We start from the raw sequence: 18,740 nt of genomic DNA, 5'->3' as shown, positions 1-18,740 counted from the left end.
TCGTTCATACTCACTGATTCGATCATCTCACTATCGAATCGAGGAACGAATGGACCGGCTGACCGGGATGGGCGTATTCGTCGCCGCCGTCGACGAGGGTAGTCTCGCCGCCGCCGCGCGGCGTTTCGGGCTCTCGCCCGCCATGGCTGGCAAGTACGTCAGCGCGATCGAAGCCGGACTCAACGCCAGGCTGCTGCAGCGAACGACGCGCCGCCTGAGCCTGACCGACGTCGGCCAGATCTATTACGAGCGTTGCAAGCGCATTCTCGAAGCGTTCGAAGAAGCAAATCGCGAAGCGAGCGACGCTCAAGGTACAGCCCGTGGCACGGTGCGCATCGCCGCGCCCGTCACGTTCGGCGCGATGCATCTTGGCAACGTGCTCGCGCAATATCTGGAAGCCCATCCGCACGTCAATGTCGAAGTCTTGCTCAGTGATCGCTACGTCGATTTGCTCGAAACCGGCGTCGACGTCGCGGTACGGATCGGGCGTCTGCCGGATTCAGGACTGATCGCGCGCCGGCTCGCACCTTGCCGGATGGTCGTCTGCGCGTCGCCGGAGTATTTGCGCCGCCATGGCACGCCGCGCACCCCGGAGGACTTGCGGCACGCTCCGCGGCTCGTCTTCAGCGAAGCCGTATCCGCGGGGGATTGGACGCTGATCGATGCGGCCGGGCGCAAGCACGTGATCGACGGCCCGAGCCGGATGGCCGCCAACAACACGCAGATGCTCGTTGCCGCGGCGCTCGCGGGGGTTGGCGTAGCCTATGGCCCGACGTTCGTCTTCGGCGAGCAGATCTCACCAGGCAGGCTCGTCGAGTTGCTGCCCGACTATCGCGCATCCGAACTCGCGATTCATGCGGTCTACCCAAGCACGCGTCACGTGCCCGTCAAGGTGCGCAACCTGATCGATCATCTGGTCGCCGCGTTCGGCAACGAACCGCCATGGGATCGCACGATGAATCGGAAGAAGACCACGCGGCGTCGCGCCAACGGCGAGCCCCAGCGTCGAAGCGCATAGAAGCCGAACGGACGGCAACAGCGGTCCGCTCCCGCGCGCGAGATGAACGTATGGTTTGCGCCGCGAGTCGCAAAGCCGCAAAGCTGCGCTTCAGCGATCGGCAGCGGTGGCAACCCGCCTGGACGCCTGAGGCACGCTTGCATCGATGCGCGCCCGCACTGTACGTACGAACTCGCCAATGAGTGCCGCGACCGCTGACGGCGCCTCGAGCGGCGAAAGGTGTCCGATCCCCGGCAGGACATGCAGCCGTGCGCCGGCCATTCGCGACAGCAGTTCCTTTTGCAAGGTTTCCACACGGTCGACCTGATCCAGCTCACCGGCGATTACCTGCACGGGCACGTCGACGAAGCCGACGTCTGCGGTAATGTCCTCGAGCATGGCCGCGTTCGGCCATGCCTCCTTCGCTTTCCTGGCGCCGCGCAGGCTATCCGCGATGACCTGCTCGCGACTTTCGTTAGAGAGACGCTGCGCGGTGAGGACATGATCGAGCACCCAGCAGATCGATTCGCGCGAATCGTAGGCGCCCGCCATCGCCTTGCGCTGTTCGTCCGGCAACGCCATGGCCGAAGGCGGAGACGGCGCGACCAGAACGAGCCCCTCGAGCCCTGTGGGCCGGCGCGACGCGAGCAGTTGGGCCACTTTTCCGCCCATCGAATGGCCGACCAGGACGTAGCGTCGCAAACCGAGCGCTTCGATCACGTCCTGCGCGTCGTTCGCCATGTCGGCGATGCCATAGCCCTCGTCGGGTACGCCCGATTCTCCCCATCCCCGATGATCGATGGCCACGATCTCGTGGTCGGCGCGGAGTTCGCGCGCCACGCCGTCCCATGTGCGCGACGAGCCGCCCCAATAGTGGAGGAAGACAAGCGCCGGATTCCCACTGCCTTGCGTCTCCACGTGAATCGTGGTTCCCCTCGTTCGAATCTGCATTGCGATGCCCCTTTCAGTGTGTCAATCGAACACGTATGGGTGCGGGATGGATCGCCCGCACCATGGAGGCATCTTAGATTCCGTCGTTTAGCTTGATAACCGCCGCCGCGTGACGGAGTGTCGATCATCACATGATCGAATCCGTCGAGATATACCGAAGCGCATGGTCTACGAGCTTGCCGAGCAGCGTACTCACCCGCGAAGCAAGCGCCTCGTCGCAGGCATAAGGCCGCGTCTCCTGCATATAGGTGATCTGTGCGAGTTCGAGCTGCACGGCGTGCACACCGTCATCGGGCACACCGTATCGCCGCGTAATGTATCCGCCCTTGAACCGCCCGTTCGCAACGGCGGTATAGCCGCCATGCCGAGTCACTTCATCCACGAGCGCATCGGCCAGCCCCGGCGCGGCACTCGCACCGCCCGCCGTGCCGAAGTTGAAATCGGGCAGCCGCCCCGCGAAAAACCGCGGCACCTCCGATCGAATCGAATGCGCCTCCCAGAGCAGCACGCGTCCATGCCGCTGCTTCAGCCGGACAATCTCGCTTGCGAGTGCATCGTGATAAGGCTGCCAATACCGCGCCCGCCGCCGGGCAATCTCCTCGGCTTGCGGCTGCCCGCCCGGCGGATAGAGCGGCGCCTTGTCGAACGTGTCGACCGGCACCAGGCCGGTCGTGTCCTGCCCTGGATAGAGATTCGCGTCATCGGGCGGCCGATTGAGATCGATCACGTAGCGCGCATACGTCGGCACGATCATCGAGGCGCCGCTCGTCTCGGCGAACGCATAAAGACGTTGGAGGTGCCAGTCGCAATCGTCGACGTGTGATGCGGCCTCGGTCATCGTCGCGGCAATGTCGGGGGCGATGCACGTGCCGACGTGCGGCATGGAAATGACGAGCGGCAGCGTTCCTTGCCGCAGCGTGAAAATCGGAAGATCGGTCGTGCTGTCCATCATCGTTCTCGCAGAAGAGACGTGCGCCCTCATCGGGCAAAGCCTGCGCGCGAGCGCAGCCTCAGCGGTACATCAAGCCCGGGTTCGTATCTATCCGCCGATCAATTGCGCAAGCGCCGCGCGATAGCCGGCGTAAGCCCGCTCTTCGTCGGCGTGCCGGCCAGCCTCGACCACGCGCCGACCGCCCGTATAGACATCGCATACCGGCATGCCGCCATGCTCGCAGAAGACGAGGCCGGCCAGCCAATCCTCGGGGCGATGCCCGTCGACGCTCGGATGCGCCTCATCGAGCACGAGCCAGTCGGCCCGACAGCCTTCGCGCAGCGCGCCTGTTGCGCGGCCCGTCGTGGCGGCGCCCCCGGCGAGCACCGCGTCGAACAGCCGTTCGGCCACCTGTACACGCTCGGCCGACGCGAGCACATTACGCTCGCGCCTGGCCAAACGCTGCCCGTATTCAAGCAGGCGCAGCTCGGCACGCCAATCGACGGCAATGTGACTGTCCGAGCCGATGCCGATCCGCCCACCCGCTTCCAGAAAGGCGGCAGCCGGGAACACGCCGTCGCCGAGATTCGCTTCGGTCGTGGGGCAAAGCCCCGCCACCGCGCCGCTTGCCGCGAGTGCGCCGACTTCGGTCCCGCTCAGGTGCGTTGCATGGACGAGGCACCACCGCGCATCCACATCGGCGTGCTCGAGCAGCCATTCCACGGGGCGCATGCCCGTCGCCGCAATGCAATCGTCCACCTCGCCGGTTTGCTCGGCGATATGGATATGGACAGGCGCCGCGGGCCGCTCGCTCATCGCGGCGCTCAACCGCGCCAGAGAGGCCGCCGACACCGCACGCAGCGAATGCGGCGCCACGCCATAAGCCAATCCGGCGTGCTCGGGGTACGCGCTCGCGAGCGCGTCGAGCAGCGCGACCAATTGCTCGGGCGTATTGATGAACCGGCGCTGGTCGGCACGCGGCGGCCGCTCGCCGAAGCCGCTGTACTCGTAGAGCACGGGCAGCATCGTGAGCCCGATGCCCGCGCGCGCGCCCGCATCGACGACACGCGAAGCCAACTCGGCACGATTCGCATAGGGGCTGCCGTCCGGCGCATGGTGCAGATAATGGAATTCGCAGACCGAGGTGTAACCGGTCTTCAACATCTCGACATAGAGCCAATACGCCACCGCCGCGAGGATCTCGGGCGTCACGCGCGCGGCAAACCGATACATGAGATCGCGCCAGCTCCAGAACGTATCGCTGCCCTGCGCGCGGTATTCGGTGAGTCCGGCCATCGCGCGCTGGAATGCGTGCGAATGCAGATTGGGGATGCCGGGCATCACCGGCCCCTGCGCACGCGGCACGCCTGCTGGTGGCGCGGCATCCGGCGTCACGCGCGCGAGCATGCCGGCATCGCTCCATTCGATCAGTACGTTTTCGCGCCAGCCTTCTGGCAAATACGCGTGAGGCGCGAAGAGGGCCTGTCGCTCTCCGTTCGTCATTGCGCCGCTCCTTGCATCATCGTGTTCGCCCCCGGGCCGTACGGGTGTGCGACCGGCACGCCCGCGTGCACGACACGCGCGGCGAGAGGGCGACCGATCCAGTAAGCGAGTTCGGCCAGGGAGTCGACCGACCACGCAACGAAATCGGCCTGACGCCCCGGTTCGAGCACGCCGTGCCGGTCGCTTCGTCCGAGCGCGCGCGCCGCATTCGCCGTAACGCCGGCAAGCGCTTCGCGAACAGTAAGCCGGAAAAGCGTGCAAGCCATGTTCATCATCGCCACGAGCGACGTGGCAGGCGACGTGCCAGGGTTGCTGTCGGTCGCCAGCGCAATCGGCACTTCGTAGCGGCGCAGCAGCTCGATTGGCGGCAGCTGCGTCTCCCGAATGAAGTAATAGGCGCCCGGCAGCAGCACGGCCACGGTCCCAGCCGCCTTCATCGCCGCCACGCCGGCTTCGTCGAGATATTCGAGGTGATCGGCCGACAGCGCCCCATAGCGCGCGGCAAGCGCCGCTCCGCCGTTCGCGCTCAACTGCTCGGCATGCATCTTGACCGGCAGGCCATGACGCACGGCCGCTTCGAACACGCGCTCGCTTTGCGCGAGCGTGAAGCCGATGCGCTCGCAAAACACGTCCACCGCGTCGACGAGCCCCTCGCCGGCCAGTGCCGGCAGCATGCGCTCGCAGACCTCGTCGATGTACGCGTCGGCGCGGCCGGCGAACTCCGGCGGCAGCGCATGCGCACCGAGAAACGTCGTATAGACGGAAACCGGATAGCGACGCCCCAGTTCGCGCGCGACGCGCAACATCTTGCGTTCGCTGTCGAGATCGAGCCCGTAGCCGGACTTGATCTCGATCGCACTTACCCCTTCAGCCAAGAGCGGCTCGAGCCGTCGCGCGGACGCGCGCATGAGCGCGGGCTCGTCCGCCTCGCGCGTCGCGCGCACCGTCGAAACGATGCCGCCGCCGCGCCGCGCGATTTCCTCATAGCTCGCACCCGCAAGGCGCAACGCGAACTCGTCCGCGCGATGGCCACCGTAGACGAGGTGCGTGTGGCAATCGACAAGCCCCGGCGTCACCCATGCGCCGTTCAGATTTTCGTGTGGCCACGCGGAGAATGATTCCGGCAACGCGCACCGCGCTCCGACCCACACGATCTTGCCGTCGCGCACGGCCATCGCGGCGTCCTGGATCGTCTCGTCGAGATCGCCGCGCGGGCAAAGATGCATGTCCTGCCAGATCGATTCGGTCATCGTACAGCACCCTTCAAGCTGGATTGGTTCGATGAATCGGCGGCTCGCACGATGCGCCGGCAGCGATGCGCTTGCCGCCGGCAAGCAAGCATCGAAGCGCGCACCAAAGCGTGCATCAAAGCGCGCATCAGCAAGCCCCACGAATGCCGATCGCAACGGCACTGCCGCCGCCGGTCACGGTGCAATGCCAGGCGCGCGCGCCGTCGACACGCAAGGTATCCATCGTGTCGAGCCGCACGAACGCGCCCTCGCCGTCGGTCAACTCGATCGGTCCCTCGGCGCAGAAAACGAGCACCGTGTCGGCATCGAGCCGATGCTCGCCGGGGCCATGCCAAAGCTCGACTGCGCTCGTCGCCAAGCCGCGCCGCAACATGATGTTCAAATCGCGCGTCGGCCCGTCGACAAGCGCCGCATCGATCGCGAGTTCGCCAGGGAATTGCACGAACGCGAACGGCGCCGTCAGCGAGGTCTGCGCCATCCCGCGCGCGTCGGCAATCTGCATCCCGGCACCCGCGAGCAACACCAGCGTGCGATCGACACCGGCAAAGCGGGAGAACGGCCCCGAACGCTCGACATCGGCCACGCTCACGCGCCAGACGAAGTTATCGAAACCGGCGCCCGGCGGATGCACGGCAACCTCGCGCGTCACGCCCCCGCCGTTCTTCCACGGCGCCGCAGCCAACGCCGCGCCGCGCACGATCCGCATCGAGGTGCTCGGCGCCGTGTCGCCGCGCGAGTGGTCCGGAATTGCCGCCATCGGCGCCGCCGTCATCGACGATCAAGCATCGGCAACTGGAGCCCGACCTCGCGCGCCGTACGCTGCGCGATCTCGTAGCCGGCATCGGCGTGACGCATGATGCCCGTTGCCGGATCGTTGAACAGCACGCGCTCGATACGCCGCGCGGCCGCCTCGGTGCCGTCGCACACGATGACGACGCCCGCATGCTGACTGAAGCCCATCCCCACGCCGCCGCCATGGTGCAGCGAGACCCATGTGGCCCCACCCGCGGTGTTCAGGAGCGCGTTCAGCAACGGCCAGTCGCTCACCGCATCGGAGCCGTCCTTCATCGCCTCCGTCTCGCGGTTCGGGCTCGCCACGGAGCCCGTGTCGAGGTGGTCGCGGCCAATGACGATCGGCGCCTTGAGCTCGCCACGCGCGACCATCTCGTTGAACGCGAGCCCGAGACGATAGCGGTCTTTCACGCCAACCCAGCAAATACGCGCGGGCAGCCCCTGGAACGCAATGCGTGCGCGCGCCATGTCGAGCCAGTTGTGCAGATGCGCGTCGTCGGGAATCAACTCCTTGACCTTCGCATCCGTCTTGTAGATGTCCTCGGGATCGCCCGAGAGCGCGACCCAACGGAACGGCCCCTTTCCTTCGCAAAAGAGCGGACGAATATAGGCCGGCACGAAGCCGGGGAAGTCGAAGGCATTTTCGACGCCCATGTCGAGCGCCATCTGGCGGATGTTGTTGCCGTAATCGAGCGTTGCGGCACCGCGCGATTGCAGCGCGAGCATTGCGCGCACCTGGTGGGCCATCGACTGCTTGGCCGCCGCGACGATGCTCTGCGGATCTCGCTTTTGCCGCTCGCGCCACTCGGCGAGCGTCCACCCCTGCGGCAAATAGCCATGAATGGGATCGTGCGCGCTCGTTTGATCGGTCACGCAATCGGGCGTGATGCCGCGCGCGACGCACTCGGCGAACACATCGGCGGCGTTGCCGACGAGGCCGACGGATACCGGCTGCCCGCTCGCCTTCGCCGCCTCGATCATCTCGAGCGCTTCATCGAGCGTCGTCGCCTTGCGATCGAGATAGCGCGTCTTCAGACGGAAATCGATGCGCGTCTCGTCGCATTCGACCGCGATCATCGAAAAACCGGCCATCGTCGCGGCGAGGGGCTGCGCGCCGCCCATGCCGCCCAGCCCGCCCGTGAGGATCCAGCGCCCCTGCGCGCGGCCGCCGAAGTGCTGGTTCGCGACGGCAAAAAACGTCTCGTACGTACCCTGCACGATGCCCTGGCTGCCGATATAAATCCAGCTGCCGGCTGTCATCTGGCCGTACATCATGAGCCCCTTGCGGTCCAGCTCGTGAAAATGCTCCCAGGTCGCCCAGTGCGGCACGAGGTTGGAATTCGCGATCAGCACGCGCGGCGCATCGGGATGCGTGCGGAATACGCCCACGGGCTTGCCCGATTGCACGAGCAGCGTCTCGTCGTCCTCGAGATCCTTCAACGAGGCGAGGATCTGGTCGAAGCAGGCCCAGTTGCGCGCGGCCCGCCCGATTCCGCCGTAGACGACGAGCGCATGCGGGTGCTCGGCCACTTCGGCATCGAGGTTGTTCTGGATCATGCGGTAAGCGGCCTCGGTGAGCCAGCTCTTGCAGGTCTTTTGCGCACCGCGCGGCGCACGTATGTTGCGCGTGGCGTCGAAACGCGGATCGGCGAAATTCGAATCGGTCATGGGCGACTCTCCAGAGTCCGTGGTTCAGAAATGGCCGGTGAAGCGGTACCGGCTGCCGGGGTGCCAAAGATTCGCCACCGAGGCCACGAGCGAACGCGTCCACGTGCGGCGATGCAAGACGAGGCACGGCTCGCCCTCGTCCATCGCGAGATGCTCGCACGTAGACGGTTCCGGCGACGCGGCTTCGATGCGGTACTCCACGCGCGACAGCGGGGCCACGCGCACGAGGTACTGATTCGGGGTGATCTTCGTGAAGTCCTGGAGCGCATACTCGGGCGCCGCGGCCGGATTGACCCAGCGCTCCTCGAGCTGCACCGGTTCGTCGTTCTCGAAGTGCACAAGCAGCGAGTGAAAAATCGGGCTGCCGGGCTTCACCTGCAGTTCGAGCGCAAGCGCCGCGTCGGCCACCGCCGCGCCGAGCGCGAGCACGGCCGCGCGATGCGCGTGCCCTCGTGCGGCGATCTCATCCGAAATGCTGCGGATCGCAACCAGCGTCGATTCGTATTTGGGCCGCGCGACGAACGTTCCCGCGCCTTGCACGCGCGTGAGCACCTGCTCGGCCGTGAGCTCGCGCAACGCGCGGTTCACCGTCATGCGCGCGACGCTGAAATCGCGCGCGAGTTCGTTTTCAGAGGGCACCTGGTCGCCCTCGGCCCACTCGCCCGAGTGAATGCGCGCGAGGATGAAGTCCTTGATGCCCTGATACGCAGGAGCGTTCATGATGTCGGCGTCGCTCGCTCAGGCCGCCACGGGTGCGAGCGACGCGAACGACAGCGGGCTCGCCGCCGCGATCGTGCCGTCTTCCACGAGCGTCGTGATCGCGGCGATATCGGGTGCGAAGTAGCGATCGAGTTCGTAGTGCGGCACGACCGCGCGTACGGTCTCCATCACCCGGCTGAGCGCCGCGCTCGTGTGATTCGGCTCGCGCAGATCGACGCCTTGCGCCGCCGCCAGCAGCTCGATCGCGAGAATATGCGCGGTGTTCGCGGCGATGTCCCCGAGCTTGCGCGCCGCGAACGTCGCCATCGACACGTGATCTTCCTGGTTCGCCGAAGTCGGCAGCGAATCCACAGACGCGGGATGCGCAAGCGTCTTGTTCTCGGACGCGAGCGCCGCCGCGGTCACGTGCGCGATCATGAAGCCCGAGTTCACGCCGCCATCCCGGACGAGAAACGGCGGCAGCCCCGAAAGCGTCGCATCGATCAGCAAGGCGATACGACGCTCGGCGAGCGCGCCGATTTCGGCGGCGGCCAGCGCGAGGTTATCGGCGGCGAACGCAACGGGCTCCGCATGGAAGTTGCCGCCCGAGAGCACCTCGCGGGTATCGGGAAACACGAGCGGATTGTCGGAGACGGCATTCGCCTCGATCAGCAGCACGTCGGCCGCGTGGCGAATCTGGTCGAGGCAGGCTCCCATCACCTGCGGCTGGCAGCGCAGACTGTACGGATCCTGCACCTTGCCGCAATCGCGATGCGAGAGATTGATGCCCGAGCCCTCGAGCAGGCCGCGATAAGCCGCTGCCGCCTCGATCTGGCCGCGGTGGCCGCGCAGCTCGTGAATGCGCGCATCGAACGGCTTGACGGAGCCTGCCGCCGCGTCCACCGACAGCGCCCCCGAAACGAGCGCCGTGCGGAACAAGTCCTCGATCGCGAAGAGATTGTCGAGCGCAAGCGCCGCCGAGGCCTGCGTGCCGTTGAGCAGCGCGAGGCCCTCCTTCGCCTGCAGCGTGAGCGGCGTCAATCCGGCGTGCGCGAGGCCGGCGGCGGCGCTCATGCGCTCGCCACGCACGTGCACTTCGCCGATGCCGATCAGCGCGGCCGACAAATGCGCAAGGGGCGCCAGATCGCCCGACGCGCCTACCGACCCCTTGACGGGAATCACAGGCAGCACGTCCGCATTGAAAAGCGCGACGAGCGCGTCGATCACCTCGCGCCGCACACCGGAATGCCCGCGCCCCAGGCTCGAAAGCTTGAGCGCGATCAGCAGGCGCACGACGGGCGCCTGCATCGGTTCGCCCACGCCCACCGCGTGCGAGAGGACGAGATTGCGCTGCAGCAGTTCGAGCTGATCGTGCGGAATGTGCGTGCTTGCCAGGCGCCCGAAGCCGGTGTTGATGCCGTAGGCGGGCTGGCCCTCGGCGGCGATCTCGGCTACGGCGCGCGCGCACGCGTCGATGCCCGCATGGCTCGCCGGATCGAGCTGCAGCGTCACGGGTTCGCGCGCGATGCGCCGCAATTGCGCCAGTGTCAGTCGGCCGGGCGTGAGAATCATCATGGGAGGTCCTGTTGCGTCATTCGATGACGTGGCAGTCTAGCGGCACTCAGTTGTATATACAACGCGTTTTTACAAATCCCTCCTCAGGGATTTCCATGAGGCCGCCGACAGCGGAGCGGAGAACGGCTTCGAGCCGTCTTCATAGGGAGATTCGCAGACTTCCGGACTGTGTTCCAGGTGCGCGGCGCGCGACTGCGCGGGCGGATTCGCGCGCCGGTCATCGGCCCATTACTTGTCTAGACATTTCAATCCACGACTGTCACGACAGGCCGTGGCGAGGGGCGTGTCCTCCACCGCCGCTCCATGCGGCCGCGCACCGGTGCGACGCGTACAAGCGATGCGCTCGGCGCCCCTCGCCGGTGCAACAACGAGCACGCCAGGCACCGCGAGCGGGCACGCGAATCGGCTCGACCCACCGCAACGGAGCAGGTACGGCCTGTGCTTGTGGAGGGGCGAGACGCGGCATGGCGCGCCGATGCAACACAGGTCGAACACCGTTCGGCCCATAGGGCACACCGTATTCAGTCATGAACAAAACACGACAGACGCAACAGGGACAGCGACAGATGGATCTCATCGAACTGGCAAGAGAATCGGGCATGGCCGTTCTCCTCGATGCGCGCATAGGGCGCGAGGAGTATGTGAGCGTAAGCGGCTCGCTGGCGGCACTCGCACGCTTCGCCGATGCCGTGCGCAACGAACCCGAATCCGACGAATCGGACGGCGGAGGATCGTGAGCACGCGCGCGGCGAAGCGCCCGCCACGGCAGGCGTGGCGGCTCCCCGTCGCGAGACGGGCATCCGGTCAGCGAGCCGGACGGGTCAGCGCGCGCGACCAGGCCACGCACGCGGCGTAGCCTGCCGGCGCGCGGAACCAGCGCGCATCGAACCCGGCAATAGACGGTTCGGACGGTGCCCTTCGCACTCCCGCCACGACGCGTACGACGGGTGCCAGGCCTTCGCCATGCCGCTCGCCGAGCACGGCGAAACCGGACAAGCCCTCGGCGATGGCGATGCCGGCGCCATGCGCTTTTACGAGTGCCTCCTTCGCCGTCCATACATCGAAGAACGTGCGGCGCCCTTGTTCATCGTCCACCCCTGCGACGCGCGCCGCTTCCTCGGGCGCAAACACGCTCGCACCGAGCTGGCGCCAATCCAACGCCTGCCGGCATGATTCGATGTCGACGCCGACACGCCTCGTCGCCGAAAGCGCAATCAGCGCATAACCGCCCGAATGCGACACATTGAAATCGATCGCGGCATCGGCACCATCGGCACCATCGGCACCACCGGCCAGATGCGGTCGGCCCGATTCCTCACGAGAAAACACGAGCGAGCCGGGCGGCACCCTCAACCGCTCCCCGAGCGCTTCGCGCAGGGCCGCGCGCGTCGCGGACTGGCGCACGGCGTCTTCTCGTCTGAGAAAGCGCGCCGCACGTCGGCGCTCATCGTCGTCGAGCGAGACGAGTTGCGGCGAATCGAGCGCGGCGTCGAGTTCGATCGAAACGAGCAGCACTTCCACACCGGCCTCGGCGGCCGCCGGCACATCGAGCACCACTGTCTCGAAAACGGGACGTTGATCGCGTTGCAAAGTGTTCCAACCTTCACTGTAAGAGCGCAAATGGTAGGCGATAAGGCAGGTGATAAGGGCCTGTTCACGCCAACCACGGCTTGCCGTCGCGTCCTATGCCGCATCCGCATCCTCGCAAGCGGCGCCCGATGAGACCGACGGTGCAAGGGGCGCGTCCGCACCGCGCCGCGATACGAGCATGTCGCCGAAGGCGGGCACGAGCGCGCCCGTCGCGAGCCAATGCAACGCGATCGGCCAGAGGGTATGCTCGAAGCGCCGATGAAAAAACGCAAAGTGACCGATCGCGTCGGCGCCGATGTGCCGCGGCGCCAGCCGCACATGCAAGCGCTCGGCGCTCGCGGCGAAATAGCCCAGGAGTCGCTCGATCGCCGGTACGGTACCGAACGGATCGTCGGTCACGCTCACTGCGCAGATCGGCGCACGCAATTGCGCGAACTGGCTCACGAGCCGCTCGCGCGCGGCCCGCGGCACTGCCAGCGGCCCGCGCCGATAGGTATCTTCGAAGCGCGCCCGGCTGCGGCTCCACGCAAGCGCCACACCGCGTGGCGTATCTTCCATCCAGCCGAGCCGGCGGGCGGGAACGTAGCCGAGGAGCGCGGCCAGCGCGGGCATGGCCACATGCCACTTCGCGAGCATCGCCAGGCGCTCCCGCTGCGCGTAGTCTCGCCAATACGCGTACTGAGCGCCCATCGTAAAAACGCGCCGTAACGTGTGATTCGACGGCGCGAGACCGACGACGAATCCGCCGATGCTGTGCGCAACCACATCGAGCGGCTTGCCCGGAAAGCGATGGAGGGCAAAACGCAGCGCCGCTTCGCAGTCGAGGCGGCCCCAGTCGAGCCATGTCGCACGAAGACCAGCAAGCCGCGGCGGGCGCGACTCGCCGATGCCGCGATAGTCGTAGAGCACCACATCGTGGCCCTGTGCAGCCACGCGGGCCGCAAAGCGGAAGTAATAGCGGCAGCGCACCGAGGTGGCCGCGTTGACGACCACCACCGAGCGGGCGCCGCCTGGGTGACCGGCATCTGCCGCGGCAGGCCTATCCGCATGCCAGACGAAACCGCCGAGCCGATAGCCGTCCTCGGCGTCGAACCACACGGGTTCAGGTGCGGGAACGTCTCTCGCTTCCGTCATCGTCTCATCCCCTTCCGGTGCGTGCACCGCCCTGTCGAATCGCGAAACAGCGACATAGTCGAACCTTCGTGCGCAATGATATGACGACCGGGTACCCATGCCTTCAGACACGGCCGGCGCTCGTATGTCGACCTACGCATCGACGAACCTCGTCCGGGCCGGCCCAATACACCGCCATCCTGATTTCTGGTAGTTGTCGCAGGTGCGCGCAACGGGTGAAATCGACCGCATTGCGACTGAGGGAGACCGCGCTTGAGCTGCCCGCCACTGCTGCAGATCCTGGCGCTCGCCGCAGCGCGCGGTGCCACCGCGGTACTCGACGACGTCTCGCTGAGCGTGGCACCCGGTTCGACGGCTTGTGTGCTCGGCGAGCCTGGCGCGGGCAAAAGCACCCTGCTCATGACCGTCGCCGGACTCGTGCGCCCGAGCCGCGGCTCTATCCGGTTCGCCGGCGAGGAAATCCGCCGCAAACGAGCCAACGAAATCGCCGCGCGCGGCATCGCCTGGGTACCGCAAAACCGCTTGCTGTTTCGCAATCTGTCGGTGCGCGAGAACTTGCTCGCGTACGTCTGGCGCGAGCCCGACCGCGCCCGCGTTGAAGCCGACGCCGCCCGGCTCTTCGAGCGCTTTCCGCGCCTGGGCGCGCGCGCCCAGGAAAGCGCGTGCCAGCTTTCGAGCAGCGATCAGCAACTGCTCGCGATCGGGCGAGCATTGATGTCGCGCCCGACGATGCTGCTCATCGACGATCCGACTGCCGATCTGCCGCCCGGCACCGCCGACGACATCTGCGCATGGCTCGCCGAACTCAATCGCGACGGCATTGGCGTGCTGCTCGGCGCGCGCGAACCGCATACGCCGCTGCTGCGCCTCGCGAGCGACGCCTACCGTCTCGCCCAGGGCCGCATCGTATCGGGCGGCGAGCGGCGCACGAGCGATTCGCCGTTGCGCGGCGGCCGGCCCGCACCATCGCCGCGGCCGACATGAGCATCCGCGGCTCGCCCGCCGTGCTCGGGTGCTCGGGCGGGTGCCGGCCGGGCCGGGTCTGCAAGGCGCGTCTCGCAAGCCCGCGCTCACCGCGAGCAGGCCCTAATGCAGGAGGCCGAGCATCGCTGCGCGCACCACCGCCGCGGTCTTGTTCGCGCTCTTGAGCTTCGTCACCGCATTCTTCACATGGAAGTTGACGGTATCGACCGAGATGACGAGGATCTTCGAGATCTCGCCCGACGTCTTGCCATCGGCCGCCCACTTCAGGACCTCGATTTCGCGCTCGGTCAAACCGCGCTCGGGATCGTCCATGAGCTTCGGCATCAGCACCCGCTTGAGCGCCAGATGCGCGGTGTTGACGAGCCAGCGCATGCGCGCTTCTTTCTCGGTCAGTTCGTCCGCCGTCAGCGGGCCGTCCGAGCGCGCGAGCGTCAACATGCCCGCCACCCCGCAACTATCGAAGGCCGATTGCGCCCACCCGACGCGCAGTCCGACAGAGCGCGCCTCACGCCACAGCTGAGGCGCCTCGGCGAAAAGTGCATCGCTCCATATGACCGGCGTGCGGGAGCGTCGCGCGTGCCGCACGGTCGGATCGATCTCGATGTAGCGCGCCTCCTCGTAGCGCCTTTGCCACCATTCGGGGTAGTTGTTGACGAGGCGCGTTTTCGGTTTCGACAACGGCCATGGCGCGCGCAATGCGTACGCGCAATACTCGAAACCAAGATGGTTTGCCGCGCTTTCGATTTTGGCGAACACCTGCGCATCCGAGTCCGTCTCGTTGAACTCGCCCACCAGTTCCTCGGCCCAGCTTCTCATTGATGCCTCCTGGTCGTCGCGCACGCGCGGCGCGAAACGCGCATGCGCGATGACGAAACGGCCGCGTGACGCGGCCGAAGTATCGACATCCCGGCGCGCCCCCGCCTCGCTCGCAATGCGAGCGCCGGCTCTCGAGTGAGGTACGCGCCAAAGGCTCTTTATTTCAGCGTGGATCTGCTGATCGCGACGGTCGCAACCGTGCGTCGAACTGCGCGGCGTATGCTACTCCACTCGCCGCGGTCTGCATGAGATCAGACAGTTCGGTATCACTCGCCGCGCGCTACGCTTTTTCGCGATCGTCCAGGCGGAGAACCGATCCCATCCATGCAAAGACGCGCGTCCTCCGACATTTCGCACATCCGTCTCAAAATTCGAAGTGCTCCTCTTCCCAAACTCGGGAACCGCTTTTAAAAGTCGTCCGACCCCGAACAAGCGTCAAACGCCGCCGTCTTTCGGACTGGCGCAGGGCTTGCTCGACTCCCGGAGACGCTGCACGCGGTCGTCTCCTTGCGCCGACGGATGCCCGGCTGTGCGATTCGTGCGCCACGCCACAGCGGCTGCCCATAGCGCCGGAGCATGATTAAACTAATACGGACGTCACGACGTTCCGGGAGACCACGGAATCGCCGTCGCGCCGAGGCATCAAGGAGCCAACATGAACCGCCCGCTCGCCCGAATGCCGTTGCGCGCCATCGCCACGATGTCGCCCGGCGCGCGCTTGAAGTGGCTCCTTGGGCTCGCCGCCGCGGCCCTGGTCGCCGTTGTCGCCTACCTTGCCTCGATCGAGATGCAGAGTTCCCGGCTGCAGGCGCGCTATCTGGCGCGGCTCGACCACGACGTGGGCTTTTCGGTCGAAAGCGGGGCGAGCTACAGCATCCGCTTCCCCGCGCACGGCCCATACGACGGACGGCTCGGCTACGCGCGTCTGCCTGACTTTCAAAAGCGGCTTGCCACGCGCGGTTACGAGGTGACCCGGCAAGCGCGTATTTCGCCGACGATGGCGTCAATCGCCGATCATGGCCTCTTCGTCCCTTACGCGGAGAAGGATCAAGGCGGCCTGCGGCTTTTCGACACGACGGGCGAGCCGCTTTTTCAGGCGCGCTACCCGGCGCTCGTCTACGCCGATTTCGAATCGATCCCGCCGCTCGTCGTGAGCGCGCTCACGTTCATCGAAGACCGCTATCTGCTCGATTCGAGCCAGCCTTACCGCAATCCCGCGATCGACTGGGGCCGCTTCTCGCGCGCGCTGAGCGATCAGGTGCTGAGGCTCGTGAACCGCCATCAGTCGACGCCGGGCGGCAGCACGCTCGCCACGCAGATCGAGAAATTCCGCCACTCTCCCGGCGGGCGCACGTCCACCCCGCCCGAAAAGCTGCGTCAGATCGCATCGGCTTCCGTGCGCGCCTACCTCGGCGGCGAAGAGACGCTGCCGGCACGGCGCGGGATCGTCGTGCACTACCTGAACACGGTACCCCTCGCGGCGCAGCCGGGCGTGGGCGAGATCGAAGGATTGGGCGACGGTTTGACGGCCTGGTACGGACGCGATTTCGACGAAGTGAACCAGTTGCTCTCGCAGGCCAGCGTGCAAGGTCTCAACGAGGCAACGCCGCCCGAGCAGACGGCTCAACAGGCGCTCGCGTTCAAGCAGATGCTCTCCTTGCTCATTGCGCAGCGTGCGCCGTCGTATTTTCTCGTGCGCAACCCGGCGGCGCTCGATCGCCTGACGGACAGCTACGTGCGCGTGCTGGCGGCCAACGGTGTCATCACGACCGCACTGCGCGACGCCGCGCTCGCCGAACGCCTCGAATTGCGTCGCGCGCCCCCGCCACCACCGGCGACCTCGTACGTCGCCCGCAAGGCCGTCACCTTGCTGCGCGCGCAGTTGATGAACGCGCTGGGCGTCGCCAACGTCTACGATCTCGATCGCCTCGACCTCACCGTGCATTCGACACTGAACAAGCACGTACAAGCCGAAGTAAGCGATCGTCTCGCGCGCGCGAGCACGGCCGAAGGCGCGAAAGCAGCGGGGCTCTATGGCTTCGAGATGCTGCGCCCCGGCGACGATCCATCGAAGATCGCGTTCAGCTTCACGCTCTTCGAACGCCGCAACGGCGAAAACCTGCTGCGCGTGCAGACGGACAGCGTCAACCAGCCGTTCGACATCAACCGCGGGGCAAGATTGAACCTCGGGTCCACGGCCAAGCTGCGTACGATCATCACGTATTTGCAGGTTGTCGAAGCGCTGCACGCACGGTACGGCGCGCTCTCGGGCGCCGAGTTGAAACGCGTGCGCCCCGATCCGAGCGATGCGCTCACGCGCTGGGCGCTCGATTATCTCGCGCACACGAACGACCGCTCGCTACCCACGATGCTGCAGGCCGCGGTCGAGCGCAAATACTCGGCGAGCCCCGGCGAGATGTTCTCCACCGGCGGCGGGCTGCAAGCATTCACGAATTTCGACAAGTCGGACAACGGGCGCATCCTGACCGTGCACGACGCCTTTCAGCATTCGGTCAACCTCGTGTTCGTGCGGCTGATGCGCGACATCGTCCGCTACGAGATGGTCGATGCGGCCGGCCCCTCGCAGCGGTGGCTCGACGACCCCGCGCTCCGGCGCAGCTATCTCACTCGATTCGCCGATCAGGAAAGCCTCGTCTATCTGCATCGGTTCTATGTGAAGTACAAGGGCGAAACGCCCGATGCCGCGCTCGACAAGCTCATTGCCGGCATGCGCAGCAAGGCGCCGGCGAAGGTGGCCACCGTCTTGCGCAGCGTCGTCCCCGATGGCCCGCGCGGCTGGTTCGACAGGCGCATGCGCGCCGCGCTGAAGGGCACCCCGAACGCGTCGCTCAAGGACGACGATCTCGGCAAGCTCTATGCGAAATACGGCCCCGACAAGTTCGATCTCAACGACCGGGGCTACATCGCGCGCGTGCACCCCGTCGAGCTTTGGATGCTGAACTACCTGCGCGCGCACCCGCGCGCATCGGAGGGCGAGCTGAGGGCCGCGAGCAAGGACGCACGGCTTACGTCCTATGCGTGGCTCTTCAAGACGCGTCACCGCGGCGCGCAGGACCGGCGCATCCGCCACATGGTGGAACTCGAAGCCTACGCGCGGATAGCCAGGTCATGGCGCGCGCTCGGCTACCCGTTCGAAACCGTCACCCCCTCGTATGCGGCCGCCGTCGGTGCATCGGGCGATCGGCCCGATGCGCTTGCGCAATTGATCGGCATCGTCGCCAACGATGGGACGATGCTGCCGCCACACAGCATCGGCTCGCTCGAGTTCGCCGCCGGCACGCCGTACGAGACCGCGTTCGCTCACGCGGCAGGCGCGCGCGGCACGGCGATCGCGCCCGAAATCGTCGACGTCGTACATCGGCTGCTGCACGACGTGGTGCAAGGCGGCACCGGCGCACGGCTCGCGGGCGGGCTGCCGCTGCCCGATGGACGCGCGTTCGAGGTCTATGGCAAAACGGGCACCGGCGATCAGCGCTTCCAGGTCTATGCGCCGGGCGCGCGCCTCATCGAGTCGCGCAAGGTCAATCGCACGGCCACGTTCGTTTTCGTCATCGACAACCGCTTCTTCGGCACCTTGACCGCCTACGCGCATGAACCCTACGCCGAGCGCTATTCGTACACGAGCGCGATGGCCGTACAGTTGTTGAAGTCGCTCGGCCCCGAACTCGCCCCGCTTTTCGGGCCGCCGCCGGCCCGCGCGAAAAACGTGGCGGGTGCGGCGGGCACGCCGTCGAAGGCCGCAAAGGCGGGGGCCGCGGCGGCACCCATCGTCTCGTTTTGAGGTCTGGCCGCGCTCCGGGAGGCGAGCCGCGGGCACGTCCGTTGCAGG

At 66.6% G+C, this 18,740-nt stretch carries 15 protein-coding genes; 4 read left to right on the top strand and 11 right to left on the bottom strand.

The window, feature by feature from the left end:
- Nucleotides 1-49 precede the first annotated feature (49 nt).
- Nucleotides 50-1,018 (top strand): LysR family transcriptional regulator, encoded by a 969-nt coding sequence (locus U0034_RS16395; RefSeq protein ID WP_085226792.1) that lies wholly within the window; start codon nt 50-52, stop codon nt 1,016-1,018.
- Between the two features lie 90 nt (nt 1,019-1,108).
- Here the strand turns inward: U0034_RS16395 and U0034_RS16390 are convergent, their stop codons facing one another.
- The 8 genes from U0034_RS16390 to hutH all read right to left on the bottom strand — a co-directional run bounded on the left by U0034_RS16390 (nt 1,109) and on the right by hutH (nt 10,366).
- Nucleotides 1,109-1,948 carry an alpha/beta fold hydrolase gene (locus tag U0034_RS16390; RefSeq protein ID WP_085226790.1) on the bottom strand — a complete coding sequence of 280 codons (840 nt, stop codon included), beginning with the start codon at nt 1,946-1,948 and terminating at the stop codon, nt 1,109-1,111.
- 127 nt (nt 1,949-2,075) lie between these two features.
- Nucleotides 2,076-2,897 (bottom strand): N-formylglutamate deformylase, encoded by an 822-nt coding sequence (hutG, locus tag U0034_RS16385; RefSeq protein ID WP_085227245.1) that lies wholly within the window; start codon nt 2,895-2,897, stop codon nt 2,076-2,078.
- A gap of 90 nt (nt 2,898-2,987) precedes the next feature.
- Nucleotides 2,988-4,382 carry a formimidoylglutamate deiminase gene (locus U0034_RS16380; protein ID WP_085226788.1) on the bottom strand — a complete coding sequence of 465 codons (1,395 nt, stop codon included), beginning with the start codon at nt 4,380-4,382 and terminating at the stop codon, nt 2,988-2,990.
- Entirely contained in the window at nt 4,379-5,632 is a 1,254-nt protein-coding gene (gene hutI, locus U0034_RS16375) for an imidazolonepropionase (protein WP_085227244.1), read from the bottom strand. Before hutI ends, U0034_RS16380 begins: the two co-directional genes overlap by 4 nt.
- Nucleotides 5,633-5,759: 127 nt before the next feature.
- Nucleotides 5,760-6,389, bottom strand: coding sequence for a HutD/Ves family protein (locus tag U0034_RS16370; RefSeq protein ID WP_233211796.1), 630 nt, complete (start codon nt 6,387-6,389; stop codon nt 5,760-5,762).
- A gap of 11 nt (nt 6,390-6,400) precedes the next feature.
- Complete coding sequence (gene hutU / locus U0034_RS16365) at nt 6,401-8,092, bottom strand: urocanate hydratase (RefSeq protein ID WP_085226786.1); 1,692 nt, start codon at nt 8,090-8,092, stop codon at nt 6,401-6,403.
- 24 nt (nt 8,093-8,116) lie between these two features.
- Entirely contained in the window at nt 8,117-8,812 is a 696-nt protein-coding gene (hutC, locus tag U0034_RS16360; protein WP_085226784.1) for a histidine utilization repressor, read from the bottom strand.
- A gap of 18 nt (nt 8,813-8,830) precedes the next feature.
- Nucleotides 8,831-10,366 (bottom strand): histidine ammonia-lyase, encoded by a 1,536-nt coding sequence (gene hutH / locus U0034_RS16355; RefSeq protein ID WP_176072612.1) that lies wholly within the window; start codon nt 10,364-10,366, stop codon nt 8,831-8,833.
- 566 nt (nt 10,367-10,932) lie between these two features.
- Between hutH and U0034_RS16350 the strand changes: the two genes are divergently transcribed.
- Nucleotides 10,933-11,103: a hypothetical protein gene (locus U0034_RS16350; RefSeq protein WP_170151680.1), complete on the top strand. Its 171-nt coding sequence runs from the start codon at nt 10,933-10,935 to the stop codon at nt 11,101-11,103.
- 67 nt (nt 11,104-11,170) lie between these two features.
- Here the strand turns inward: U0034_RS16350 and U0034_RS16345 are convergent, their stop codons facing one another.
- Nucleotides 11,171-11,956 (bottom strand): 4'-phosphopantetheinyl transferase family protein, encoded by a 786-nt coding sequence (locus U0034_RS16345; protein ID WP_085226781.1) that lies wholly within the window; start codon nt 11,954-11,956, stop codon nt 11,171-11,173.
- 93 nt (nt 11,957-12,049) lie between these two features.
- Complete coding sequence (locus U0034_RS16340; protein WP_085226779.1) at nt 12,050-13,090, bottom strand: alpha/beta hydrolase family protein; 1,041 nt, start codon at nt 13,088-13,090, stop codon at nt 12,050-12,052.
- A gap of 252 nt (nt 13,091-13,342) precedes the next feature.
- Here U0034_RS16340 and U0034_RS16335 point away from each other — a divergent pair, with 252 nt between their 5' ends.
- Nucleotides 13,343-14,074, top strand: coding sequence for an ABC transporter ATP-binding protein (locus tag U0034_RS16335; RefSeq protein WP_085226777.1), 732 nt, complete (start codon nt 13,343-13,345; stop codon nt 14,072-14,074).
- A 102-nt stretch (nt 14,075-14,176) separates the two neighbouring features.
- Here U0034_RS16335 and U0034_RS16330 read toward each other — a convergent pair whose 3' ends face one another.
- On the bottom strand, nt 14,177-14,890 hold the full coding sequence (locus U0034_RS16330; RefSeq protein ID WP_085226775.1) for an autoinducer binding domain-containing protein: 714 nt from the start codon (nt 14,888-14,890) through the stop codon (nt 14,177-14,179).
- Nucleotides 14,891-15,545: 655 nt separating this feature from the next.
- Here U0034_RS16330 and U0034_RS16325 point away from each other — a divergent pair.
- Nucleotides 15,546-18,692 carry a transglycosylase domain-containing protein gene (locus U0034_RS16325; RefSeq protein ID WP_085226773.1) on the top strand — a complete coding sequence of 1,049 codons (3,147 nt, stop codon included), beginning with the start codon at nt 15,546-15,548 and terminating at the stop codon, nt 18,690-18,692.
- Nucleotides 18,693-18,740 lie beyond the last annotated feature (48 nt).

Origin of the sequence: Trinickia caryophylli (assembly GCF_034424545.1) — a bacterium.
Classification (GTDB): domain Bacteria; phylum Pseudomonadota; class Gammaproteobacteria; order Burkholderiales; family Burkholderiaceae; genus Trinickia; species Trinickia caryophylli.
The sequence above is the reverse complement of the archived record's forward strand: the minus strand, read 5'-3'. Positions and strand labels throughout refer to the sequence as shown.

What these genes read in the sequence shown, in the direction of transcription:
- U0034_RS16330 (WP_085226775.1), bottom strand. Translation starts at nt 14,890, where the DNA reads ATGAGAAGCTGGGCCGAGGAACTGGTGGGCGAGTTCAACGAGACGGAC.
- U0034_RS16350 (WP_170151680.1), top strand. Translation starts at nt 10,933, where the DNA reads ATGGATCTCATCGAACTGGCAAGAGAATCGGGCATGGCCGTTCTCCTC.
- U0034_RS16390 (WP_085226790.1), bottom strand. Translation starts at nt 1,948, where the DNA reads ATGCAGATTCGAACGAGGGGAACCACGATTCACGTGGAGACGCAAGGC.
- hutU (WP_085226786.1), bottom strand. Translation starts at nt 8,092, where the DNA reads ATGACCGATTCGAATTTCGCCGATCCGCGTTTCGACGCCACGCGCAAC.
- U0034_RS16395 (WP_085226792.1), top strand. Translation starts at nt 50, where the DNA reads ATGGACCGGCTGACCGGGATGGGCGTATTCGTCGCCGCCGTCGACGAG.
- hutH (WP_176072612.1), bottom strand. Translation starts at nt 10,366, where the DNA reads ATGATGATTCTCACGCCCGGCCGACTGACACTGGCGCAATTGCGGCGC.
- hutI (WP_085227244.1), bottom strand. Translation starts at nt 5,632, where the DNA reads ATGACCGAATCGATCTGGCAGGACATGCATCTTTGCCCGCGCGGCGAT.
- U0034_RS16380 (WP_085226788.1), bottom strand. Translation starts at nt 4,382, where the DNA reads ATGACGAACGGAGAGCGACAGGCCCTCTTCGCGCCTCACGCGTATTTG.
- U0034_RS16340 (WP_085226779.1), bottom strand. Translation starts at nt 13,090, where the DNA reads ATGACGGAAGCGAGAGACGTTCCCGCACCTGAACCCGTGTGGTTCGAC.
- U0034_RS16370 (WP_233211796.1), bottom strand. Translation starts at nt 6,389, where the DNA reads ATGGCGGCAATTCCGGACCACTCGCGCGGCGACACGGCGCCGAGCACC.
- hutG (WP_085227245.1), bottom strand. Translation starts at nt 2,897, where the DNA reads ATGGACAGCACGACCGATCTTCCGATTTTCACGCTGCGGCAAGGAACG.
- hutC (WP_085226784.1), bottom strand. Translation starts at nt 8,812, where the DNA reads ATGAACGCTCCTGCGTATCAGGGCATCAAGGACTTCATCCTCGCGCGC.
- U0034_RS16325 (WP_085226773.1), top strand. Translation starts at nt 15,546, where the DNA reads ATGAACCGCCCGCTCGCCCGAATGCCGTTGCGCGCCATCGCCACGATG.